Source organism: uncultured Veillonella sp. (assembly GCF_934190855.1).
Classification (GTDB): Bacteria; Bacillota; Negativicutes; order Veillonellales; family Veillonellaceae; genus Veillonella.
The window spans coordinates 1-10386 of the sequence record NZ_CAKPTN010000054.1 but is presented as its reverse complement, the minus strand read 5'-3'; the positions used below and the strand labels follow the sequence as shown (position 1 = coordinate 10386).

Genomic DNA, 10386 nt, shown 5'->3' with positions numbered 1-10386 from the left:
GGTCTACACATAGTATGTATTTCGATAGCCAACAAATGTTGACATTGTTCCGTGGTGGTCAAACAATTTGGCTCAACGAAGACGATGCAGCAGAAATCGGCGTTACAGATAATGACTGGGTAGAAGCTTTCAACAAAAACGGTGTTGTAGCAGCTCGTGCAGTAGTATCCCCTCGTATTCCTCGTGGTATTTCTTACATGCACCATTCCCAAGATCGTCACATCAACGTTCCTGGCACGCAAGTTAAGAAAGATCGTCGCGGTGGTACACATAATGCACCAACTCATATTCACATGAAACCGACACACATGATCGGCGGTTACGGTCAATTGAGCTATGGCTTTAACTACTATGGCCCAACTGGTAACCAACGTGATATGACAATTGTGGCTCGTAAATTGAAGGAGGTGGATTGGCTTGAAGATTAAAGCTCAAGTATCCATGGTCCTAAATTTGGATAAGTGCTTAGGCTGTCATACATGCTCTATCACTTGTAAAAATACATGGACGAACCGCGAAGGCGCGGAATATATGTACTTTAATAACGTGGAAACTCGCCCAGGTGTAGGTTATCCACGAAATTGGGAAGACCAAGAAAAATGGAAGGGCGGCTGGACGCTAGATAGCTCTGGCAATTTAGCTCTTTCAACAGGTTCTAAAACAAATCGTTTGATGAAATTATTCTTCCATCCTGAACAACCAGAATTGAAGGATTATTTCGAGCCTTGGACATACGACTATGAAACATTGATTCATGGCGGTCGTAAAAATAACCAACCAGTGGCTCGTCCTCGTTCCCTTGTAACGAAACAAAAAATGGAAGTTACTTGGGGCCCTAACTGGGATGATGACTTGGCTGGTGGACAACATGCTCGTGCAGACGTGAACTTGACTAAGATGGGGCAAGATATCGTATTTGATTACGAAGAAGTATTCATGCGCTACTTACCACGTCTTTGTAACCACTGCTTGAACCCTGCGTGCGTAGCTGCATGTCCATCTGGTGCGATCTATAAACGCGATGAAGATGGTGTAGTTCTCGTATCTCAAGATGTATGCCGTGGTTGGAGACATTGTGTTCCATCTTGCCCATACAAAAAAATCTTCTATAACTGGGAAACTAATAAAGCTGAAAAATGCGTATTCTGTTACCCACGCTTGGAAAATGGGTTGCCTCAAATTTGTGCTGAAACATGTGTAGGTCGTATGCGCTACGTAGGCGTTGTGTTCTACGACATGGACAAAGTAGAAGAAATGGCAGCTACAAAAAATGAACAAGATATTTACGAAAATACAGTTGAGTTGATCTTAGATCCTCATGATCCTGAGGTTATTAAAGCAGCTCGTGCAGAAGGTATCTCCGAAGCATGGATTAAAGCTGCTCAAAAATCTCCTGTATATAAACTTGTAAAAGAATGGGGCGTGGCATTGCCATTGCACCCTGAGTACCGTACATTACCAATGGTATGGTATGTACCACCACTCAGCCCAATCTTGCAACGTGTAACATCTGATGTATACTTACCAGATGCACATGAAATGCGCGTGCCTGTACAATACCTTGCTAATTTGTTCACAGCAGGTAATACAGAAATTTTAGCTCGTACATTGCAACGTGTTCTCGACATGCGTGAATATATGCGCCGTCGTGAAACAGGTGACGGTCCTATCGATCACAATGTGGATTTAACAGAAGATCAAATGTATGCTATGTACAAATTATTGGCATTGTCCAAATACAATGATCGTTTTGTTATCCCATCTGATGTTAAAGTATCTCGCGAAGGTCGCCTAGAAATGCAACAAAATCGCGGATTTGCTTGCCCAACAGGGGGATGTCAATAATGAAGGATGCTCAGAAAATCGCTCTTATTGCGTCATTTCTTCTACGCTATCCCGATGAACAATGGTATAACGAGTTACCTGAATGGAGAGAGGACGCCCAATCCGTTGGGCATCCTCAACTTCGCCAAGGTTTATTAGAATTCTTCGACTATGTAGAGGAATCCGATAAAAAAGAATTCGAAGACCAATATGTTCGTACCTTTGATTTCAGTCAAAATACAACAATGTATTTATCGACTTATGAGTTACAAGGTACAGGGGAACAAGCGGAAGAACTCGTAAAATTTAAAGCTTTCTTCCTCGAAAACGACTATGATTTGCCAAAAGAAATGCCTGATTATATTCCAGCGCTTCTTGAGCTATGTGCCGTTATCGATGAAGATAAATCTAAAGAAATTTACGACTATTGTAAGCCAAAATTGGAATACATTAGAGAACGCTTCATTGAGGCTAAACTGCCTTATGCATTCTTGTTTGATATTATCTTGTCTGTTGCAAATGGATTGGAGGACGGTGCACGATGAATCTATTCCTTTGGGGCGCTTTGCCTTACATCGCATTCACCTTCTTAATCGTAGGTACCTTGGTTCGTTTCTTTTATTTTGAAAGAAACTGGACTACAAAATCGAGTCAATTTTTAGAGAAAAAACAATTGCGTATTGCCAATCCATTGTTCCACTTTGGTTTGCTATGCGTTATCGGTGGTCACGTAGTAGGTGTATTAATCCCTAAAACTTGGACTGCTGCTATTGGTATTAATGACCATATGTACCATCAAGGTGCGTTATACATGGGGGCTGTAGCGGGTCTCATCTTTATCGTAGGATTCTTGCTCTTGATGAAACGCCGTTTTACTGTGCCTGCTATGAAAGTTAACACATCTCGCCTTGATAAATGGTTATATTTGTTCTTAACATTAGCTATTTTCAGTGGTATGGCTGGTACATTGCTTAATGCATCTGGTTTCTTTGATTACCGCGTATCCATTGGCCCTTGGTTCCGTAGCCTATTAGCGTTTATGCCGGATCCATCCTTGATGGAAGGTGTACCATTTATGTTTAAATTCCACATGTTTGCGTGGATGGCAGTGGCTATCATCTTCCCATTCAGCCGTTTGGTACACTGCTTGAGTGCTCCACTCAACTACTTAACACGTCCGTTTATCGTTTATCGTAAACGAGATGAAAAATAACTTGGTCGATAATTAATTCGGACCATAATTAATTTGTATGCCCTTTATAATATGACAAATTAATCATTAGCCCTTTGTATTGGTGAAAGCCTATGCTAACCACTGCAAGGGGCTTTTTATTTATCTATTTTGTGTTGTATTTCTTGTTATTCTCTGTAGAGGGCATATTTTTGGCTGTATTAAGATTAGAATTATTATAAAATGTGGTTTAACTTAGAATTATTCTTATAATAGATACTACCTATCTAATAAAAGTAATCAACAAATTTCGATTTAAATGATAAAATATATTAAGTAAATTCGATGTTTTAGGAATTATGTTAGAGAGGTTACAATGAATCAAGTGGAAACGAAACAGTATAAGAGTATTTACCATGTCTTTATATGGATTGCAGTATTCTCCTTAATTATGATCGGTTTATTGGAGTGGGGCTACATAGTAGGTGGTCGTGCTTTCGGTAACTATAAAGTCTATACAGGTCTTGTGCCTTGGTGTGTATGGATTGTTATGACCTATTTAGCGACTCGCCCTAAATGGTTTACAAGCCGTTATAACTTAGGTGAAATGTTCAAGATTCACCGTGCATTAGGTATTGCATCTGTAGCTGTTATTGCGTTCCATTTATATCTCTATTTCGGTAAAGCCGCCAAATCCGTTCTTGGCTGGTGGGGGGGCTATGTAGCCCTTACTTCCTTTGGTATTGGTACGATTTCTGGTCTTGCGTTCTTAACGCCAAAACTTAGAAAAGTTACTGCATCTGGTCGTAATGTTGGTATTTGGTTACACCGTTTAAATCTTGTAGCATTAGTTGCTGCAGATATCCATATTCATGGTTTTAATCGTATTTCTAAAATGGTACCATTCTTACAAGTCTTTGATATCATCACATACGGTCTTGTTCTTTACTGCATTTACTTGATGTTTAAAAAGAAATAATAAGATATATAAAGAGCTGATAAGATACATACAAAACCCTTCTGTATTACACAGAAGGGTTTTTTGTTATATTTTTATTTTTTAGGGAATTAAATAGGGCATAGTATTAGTTAAAGGCATATATAATTGTGAGATTGATATACATTTTCTCTTTACTCCATTAATGAAAGTTGTTATTATTTCTATGTTAAATATGATAATGATAATTAGAGTCATGTATTCATTATCTACTCATTTTATTTCTTGTTATTATTCGTGTGTGAGGTTTATTATGATTAAACGTAAAATGACTAGTGCTTTTGCAGTAGCAGCCATGATGGGTGTGGCTACGGCTTTTGCTGTTAACCCATTTTCCGATGTTCCGTCCGATAGTTGGGCTTACCAAGCGGTAGATCAATTGGCTACAGCTGGTATTATCAATGGTTATCCTGATGGCACTTTCAAAGGTCAAAATAACATTACTCGTTACGAAATGGCTCAAATGATTGCCAAAGGTATGGCTAATCAAGATCGTGCTAATGCAGAACAACAAGCTTTATTAAATCGTTTAGCAGAAGAGTTTGCTAATGAATTGAATAATCTTGGTGTGCGCGTAGCTAAATTAGAAGATCGCGTAGGTAATGTAAAGGTTACTGGTGATGCTCGTATCAACTACATCGGCAAAGAGGGTATCGATGGCTATGATTACGAAGATAAAATTACTGCTCGTGTTCGTTTAGGTATTGATGCAAAGGTTAATAAAAATACATCCGTTAAAGCTCGTATTACGACAGGTGCCATTGAGTTAGGTGATAGTGCTAAAGCGGTAGAACCTAATTGGGATCTTGTTTATGTAGAGCATAAATTTGGTAAAAACCTCGTAGTAGATGCAGGTCGTTACACTCAAAAATTTGGTGGTGGCTTGATTTATAGCTCTAACTTTGATGGGGTAGGTGCTACAGCTAAGCTAGGCAATAAAGTTACATTAAACGGTGCTTATGGTTACATGACAGCAGGCCGTTTAGCTAAGACTAGTAAAGCTGATAATGGTGATGTAGGTCTTATTAATGCCAATGTAGCTGTTAACGATCGCTTTGGCTTTGGTGGTATGTTTGCTCGTGTAGGTACAACAAATGTACGTATGGGCAACGGCAAGACAAATAACGAATTTGATAATGTATATGGCTTTAATGCTAAATATAATGTTGGTAAATTCGGTATTGATGGCGAGTGGGTAAAAGCATCTGGTTTGAGTGATTCCGATGTTTGGAACGTAGGCGTTAAATGGGGCGACTATAAAATTAACAAGAAGAACTCCTGGGCTATTCGTTTAGATTACTTTGACCAAGCTAAAAATGCACCTGTATTTAAAACGCAAAAATATGAATCTAACGATTTATTAAAGAAAACACGATATGAAGGGTATAAAGCATGGCAATTAGGCGCATCCTATGCACCAGAGAAAAACATTGGTATTAATGCATACTATGGCTTCCATGCTAAAACACAAGAAGGCAACCGCGTAAATGATTACTACCGTGCAGATCTTAACTTCAAATTCTAATTTTAAACTTTATGATTAGTCTGAACGTTAATATGTAATTAGTTCTAAGTAGAATGCTATGTGGATTGAAATTGTTAGCATGCTACATTAGACCGACTAGATATATACTAATAGTTTGTATTAGAAATAGTGAGGTTTATTATGGCAGAAGTGGTAAAAAAGAAGTTTAAAAGTAAATATCATATTTTAATTTGGATTGCAGTTTTATCTTTAATATTTATGGGGATGGTTGAATATGGGTATGTAACAGGTGGTAGACCATTTGGTAACTGGAAGGTTCATTTAGGTCTTGTGCCGTATGTTGCATGGCTTGTATTGACATACATTGCGACAAAGCCAAAATGGTTTATTACACGATATAATCCTAAAGAGATGTTTGATATTCATCGCATTGTTGGGATTGTCAGTGTTATCCTCGTATGTGCCCATTGGTATGTATATTTCTTGAAAGCTCTAAAGTCCTTCTTAGGTTTCTGGGGCGGCTATATCTCCCTGGTAGCTATGTTTATTGCTTTCATCTTTGCCGTATTATATCTATCCCCTTGGGTTGGCAACATGGCAAAGTCCGTGTCCCGTAAAAAAGCAATCTGGATTCATCGATTGAATCTTATTGCTATCATTGCGGCAAATATTCACGTGCATGGCTTTGGCCGTTTATCTAAAATGGTGCCATTCCTACCTGTATTTGACGTAGTGACCTATGCACTTGTTATTTATTACATCTATTGGATGTTCAAACAAAAATAAATGATGTATATGTACTTTTTATTCTTATAAAAGTTGCACAGTCATAGACGTAAAAAGACCATCTCTACCCTTTATCTATGGAAGAGATGGTCTTTTTTTGTTGTTTGCGATACAATAAGATTATGAGTATATATTCTATGAATTTATGTAAGTATATGCTGTTTATTATTTAGAGGATTAGAGTGAAATCAGTACTATAAACATTTCTTTGGTTTTAGTTTATTTTTAGATATCATTAATATGTATATATTGCCTTTTTAGGTAATCTAAAATAGGAAAGAAGGTCATTATGGATTCTTCTTGGAAACGAATCATATATCTAATCTGCACTATACAGGTTGGTGGGGGCATAACTATTATCGGTGTATTATCGTTCCTTCCGTTGTTTTTAGCTGAGCTAGGTATTCATGATCCAGGGGAGGCCGCCATGTGGGCTGGGCTTGTATCTGGAGTGACGCCTTGTATGGTGGCGCTGAGTGCACCGTATTGGACGCGTAAGGCAAACCAGCTAGGACCTCGTAAGGTAATGATGTTCATCCTGTTTACTCTAATGGTTACAGTTGGTGCCTGTGCATTTACACAAACACCATCACAGTTATTTATTCTAAGGATTTTACAAGGTGTTGTGGGTGGTTATGTACCGATAGGATTATCTATTATTATCCTTGTAACACCTGAGGATAAGGTGCCTTGGGCGATGGGCTTATATCAAGCCTCTATGGTTATGGGACTCGTCTTTGGCCCACTCATGGGTGGTTTAGCAGCGGATCTATTAGGGTATCGTGCACCATTCTTTGTGTTTGCTGTCTTGACTGGGATTTGTATGTTGGGAATTTATTTATTAATGCCTAACTTACAGTTTAAACATAAGGTAGATGCTAATGAATCCCAGATTTCTTTAATCAAATCCTTTTTAGTTATACCTCAAGTACGCCTCTTGGTGGCACTATTATTCTTATGTAATTTTGGTATTACTGGTATTGGTCCAATTTTACCGTTATATATTAAGCATTACATGCATATGTCTGACGAGTTTGTCGCCACTATCGTTGGTATTATTATCTTCGGTGCTGGGTTGTTTAGTGCGCTAGCATCTATTTCAATTAGTAAGGTGACCAGGTGTGTGACTATGCCTCGTATAGTATTTACTGCTACGTGGGCTGTGGGAACGCTGTTTATACTTCAATATATAATGCCTAGTATATGGGGGCTTGGCATATTCCGTGCCATTGCCGGGTTTTTCATGGGTTTTGTTACACCGATTGCCAATACGCTCATATCTAAGGCGGTTCCTGTTGAGCGGCGAGGCATTGTGTTCGGTGCCGTATCGAGTGTAGCTATGATGGGCAATGTGTTGGGCCCTGTTATAAGTGGTATGATTGCTCGTACTTTTGGTTATGGTGCTGTCTTCTGGACTACGGCAGCTATATTCTTTATAGCGGCACTATTTATTTATCGTAAATTAGTGATTCCTAGTGAAAGTAACGCATCGCAATTAACTGATTCTTAGTGAAAGCAAAGCGTCGCAATTAAGCGATTCTTAGTGAAAGCAAAGCATCGCAATTTAGGGGCTTTCACAATTACATACAATTAAATATAATTAGTAATATAAGTAACAGAAGCCGATGAGAGGGGTTGGTTTGTGTTGTGGTTGTACGGTGGTGGTCCGTATGATATTGAGAGATGAGAGTGTATAGTTATGCTATTAAAACAGTTAGAGTATTTTGTGTGTGTAGTAGATAATAATAGTTTTACTCAAGCGGCAACTGAACAGTATGTGTCCCAGTCTGCAATTTCACAACAAATTAAAGCGCTTGAAACTAGTCTTGGTGTGGAATTGATGGTACGGGAGAAACGTAGCTTTCACCTAACACCGGCAGGGCAATATTTATATCGATCTGGTAAAAAGTTACTTGAACGATTTCATGATATTAAGGTAGAAACGACTCGTATTGGTACTGATGCACGAGTGAGTTTGCGCATTGGCTATTTGAATCGCTATAGTGGTATTGCGATGCAACAGACTGTAATTCGCATGGCAAAGCGCTATAAGAATCTAGATATTCGCATGTATAGCGGCAGTCATGAAGAATTATATGGCATGTTACAAGATCGCCGTGTAGATGTAGTCTTTAATGATCAATGGCAAGTGTTATCTGATGATTATGAAAGCCAGTTGATTGATAAAGCTACAACTATTATCGAGGTGCCGCAAGGTTATACGGATGCAGGTAGTGTGGAGCTCAAGACTATTGATGATTTGCCCCTGATTTTAGTGTGTCGCGGTAAATATACGTTGGCAGAAGAAGACCATTATCGAAAGGCAATGGGCTATAGTGGTGCCTTTGCGTATGCCCGAACGTTAGAAGAGGCTCGTTATTTAGTGGCTGGACAACAAGGTTTACTACTATTAGATCGCTTTAAATATCTAACAGATGCGCTGCCAGGAATCGAGCGAAAGGTCCTTACAAACCACGGTAAGACTATAAAACGTTATTATTATTTCGTATCTCAAAGGAATCAGAATAATACCTATGTAGAGGCCTTTAAGGATATGTTTATACAAGTATTAGATGAATTCTAAATACGAATTAAAAGATGAGTTCTAAAACAAAACAAGAAAGCCGTTAGCATATGCTAACGGCTTTTATATTAGAAAAATTCAAGTAACATCGTAACGCCATCGATGAATAATTTAATACCATAAATAGTAAGGACTGTACCACAGAAGCGGTTGATCCATACCATATGGCTGATTTTAATTTTCTTAGCTAATAGATGCATAACTGTAGCTAGGGAACCAAACCAAATCGGCGTCATTGCAAGGAAACCACCGAAGAAATAATAAATTTCTTCTTTAGGAATGTTTGCTTGGAACGCACCAAGTAGCATAGTTGCATCGAGAACGGCTTGAGGATTACCCCAAGACACGGCAATAGCAGACATGATGAGTTTGCGGATGGGAATATGTGTATTTAGATTGCGCATGTCGGGCTCCGTTCTAAATATATTGGAACCCATATATATGATAAGTAAGCTACCGAATAGAATAACGATGAGCTTCATGATCGGCCACATTTCTAATACGGCACCGATACCGTAAAAGGCGGCAGCACTAAGGCTCATATCGAAGAGTGCTAGGATGACTAGCGTCAATATAATACGACGTACTGGCTGAACTAAAGCCGTATTAATAATAAATAGGTTTTGCATGCCAACAGGGGCAAACGTAGCGAGGCCCACAAGAAGTCCTTGTAAGAAGTACATATTAACCCTCCTGACTATGGTATGATAAAGTACTAATAAGGTGAATAGTAGCACGAAACCCCTCCATCACTGGAGGGGTTATTACTATTCTAACTATATACAATTATAGCACATTATACAGCGGATGTATATTTCTTACCATAAACCAATCATATGTTGGGCTACAAGGCTTACAGCGGTGATTGAAATCCAGCAAGTAGCACCTAAAGCAAGGGCAGAACCACCGGATTTTAACAATTTCACGATATTAGTATTAAGACCGATTGCCACCATGGCCATGGTAATGAAATATTTAGAAATCGTTTTGAAGATGCTCAAGAACTGAATATCTACATTAGCATAAGACAACGCTGTTGTGATAAGAGAGCAAATCACAAAGTATAGAACGAACTTAGGGAAGATTTTAGCAACGCTTACGCTTGTGCCATCATTTTGAGCAGCATTTTGTTTTGCTTTATATACTTGGTAGCTTGCAAGACCTAAGCAGATCGGAATAATAGCGAGCGTACGTGTTAGTTTAACGATAGTTGCATATTCTAGTACTTGCGTACCAGTGCCTTTCATACTATCCCAAACAGCAGCAGTTGCAGTTACGGAGGATGTATCATTTACAGCGGTACCAGCAAATAAGCCAAAGCCCATGTTGGAAAGCCCAATAGCATCGCCAAATTGGGGGAATACAAAGGCTGCTACAACGTTAAAGAAGAACACTACAGAGATTGCTTGAGCAATGTCTTGATCTTCCGCTTTAATAACTGGTGCTGCTGCAGCAATAGCGGAGCCACCACAAATGGAGGAACCGACACCGATGAGTACCGCTGTGTTGGAGTCGATGTGGGTTAGACGGAATATAAC

Annotated in this window: 11 protein-coding genes; 9 read left to right on the top strand and 2 right to left on the bottom strand. The window is 38.9% G+C overall.

Annotated features, from left to right (window positions below):
- From Q0F90_RS04655 to Q0F90_RS04615, 9 genes are all read left to right on the top strand, one after another.
- Nucleotides 1-428 (top strand): molybdopterin dinucleotide binding domain-containing protein (locus Q0F90_RS04655; protein WP_296003802.1); only part of this gene is annotated, 428 nt, incomplete at its 5' end.
- Nucleotides 418-1845 (top strand): nitrate reductase subunit beta, encoded by a 1428-nt coding sequence (gene narH / locus Q0F90_RS04650; RefSeq protein ID WP_296003800.1) that lies wholly within the window; start codon nucleotides 418-420, stop codon nucleotides 1843-1845. The genes Q0F90_RS04655 and narH, both read left to right, overlap by 11 nt.
- Nucleotides 1845-2369 carry a nitrate reductase molybdenum cofactor assembly chaperone gene (narJ, locus tag Q0F90_RS04645; protein ID WP_296003798.1) on the top strand — a complete coding sequence of 175 codons (525 nt, stop codon included), beginning with the start codon at nucleotides 1845-1847 and terminating at the stop codon, nucleotides 2367-2369. Before narH ends, narJ begins: the two co-directional genes overlap by 1 nt.
- Nucleotides 2366-3037: a respiratory nitrate reductase subunit gamma gene (gene narI / locus Q0F90_RS04640; protein ID WP_296003796.1), complete on the top strand. Its 672-nt coding sequence runs from the start codon at nucleotides 2366-2368 to the stop codon at nucleotides 3035-3037. The genes narJ and narI overlap by 4 nt, the downstream gene beginning before the upstream one ends.
- Before the next feature lie 334 nt (nucleotides 3038-3371).
- Nucleotides 3372-3974: a hypothetical protein gene (locus Q0F90_RS04635; protein WP_296003794.1), complete on the top strand. Its 603-nt coding sequence runs from the start codon at nucleotides 3372-3374 to the stop codon at nucleotides 3972-3974.
- Between the two features lie 271 nt (nucleotides 3975-4245).
- Entirely contained in the window at nucleotides 4246-5517 is a 1272-nt protein-coding gene (locus Q0F90_RS04630; RefSeq protein WP_296003792.1) for a putative porin, read from the top strand.
- Between the two features lie 141 nt (nucleotides 5518-5658).
- Nucleotides 5659-6264, top strand: a complete 606-nt coding sequence (locus Q0F90_RS04625; RefSeq protein ID WP_296003790.1) for a hypothetical protein — start codon at nucleotides 5659-5661, stop codon at nucleotides 6262-6264.
- A 289-nt stretch (nucleotides 6265-6553) separates the two neighbouring features.
- Nucleotides 6554-7774: an MFS transporter gene (locus Q0F90_RS04620; RefSeq protein WP_296003788.1), complete on the top strand. Its 1221-nt coding sequence runs from the start codon at nucleotides 6554-6556 to the stop codon at nucleotides 7772-7774.
- Between the two features lie 189 nt (nucleotides 7775-7963).
- Nucleotides 7964-8848 (top strand): LysR family transcriptional regulator, encoded by an 885-nt coding sequence (locus tag Q0F90_RS04615; RefSeq protein WP_296003786.1) that lies wholly within the window; start codon nucleotides 7964-7966, stop codon nucleotides 8846-8848.
- 68 nt (nucleotides 8849-8916) lie between these two features.
- Here Q0F90_RS04615 and Q0F90_RS04610 read toward each other — a convergent pair whose 3' ends face one another.
- Together Q0F90_RS04610 and Q0F90_RS04605 are read right to left on the bottom strand one after the other, a co-directional pair.
- Nucleotides 8917-9531 carry a LysE/ArgO family amino acid transporter gene (locus Q0F90_RS04610; protein ID WP_296003784.1) on the bottom strand — a complete coding sequence of 205 codons (615 nt, stop codon included), beginning with the start codon at nucleotides 9529-9531 and terminating at the stop codon, nucleotides 8917-8919.
- A 135-nt stretch (nucleotides 9532-9666) separates the two neighbouring features.
- Nucleotides 9667-10386 (bottom strand): YeiH family protein (locus tag Q0F90_RS04605; RefSeq protein ID WP_296003782.1); only part of this gene is annotated, 720 nt, incomplete at its 5' end.

Bases quoted from the DNA above. Each gene is read 5' to 3' on its own strand.
- Q0F90_RS04615 (WP_296003786.1), top strand. From the start codon at position 7,964: ATGCTATTAAAACAGTTAGAGTATTTTGTGTGTGTAGTAGATAATAAT.
- narJ (WP_296003798.1), top strand. From the start codon at position 1,845: ATGAAGGATGCTCAGAAAATCGCTCTTATTGCGTCATTTCTTCTACGC.
- Q0F90_RS04635 (WP_296003794.1), top strand. From the start codon at position 3,372: ATGAATCAAGTGGAAACGAAACAGTATAAGAGTATTTACCATGTCTTT.
- Q0F90_RS04610 (WP_296003784.1), bottom strand. From the start codon at position 9,531: ATGTACTTCTTACAAGGACTTCTTGTGGGCCTCGCTACGTTTGCCCCT.
- Q0F90_RS04620 (WP_296003788.1), top strand. From the start codon at position 6,554: ATGGATTCTTCTTGGAAACGAATCATATATCTAATCTGCACTATACAG.
- narI (WP_296003796.1), top strand. From the start codon at position 2,366: ATGAATCTATTCCTTTGGGGCGCTTTGCCTTACATCGCATTCACCTTC.
- Q0F90_RS04625 (WP_296003790.1), top strand. From the start codon at position 5,659: ATGGCAGAAGTGGTAAAAAAGAAGTTTAAAAGTAAATATCATATTTTA.
- Q0F90_RS04630 (WP_296003792.1), top strand. From the start codon at position 4,246: ATGATTAAACGTAAAATGACTAGTGCTTTTGCAGTAGCAGCCATGATG.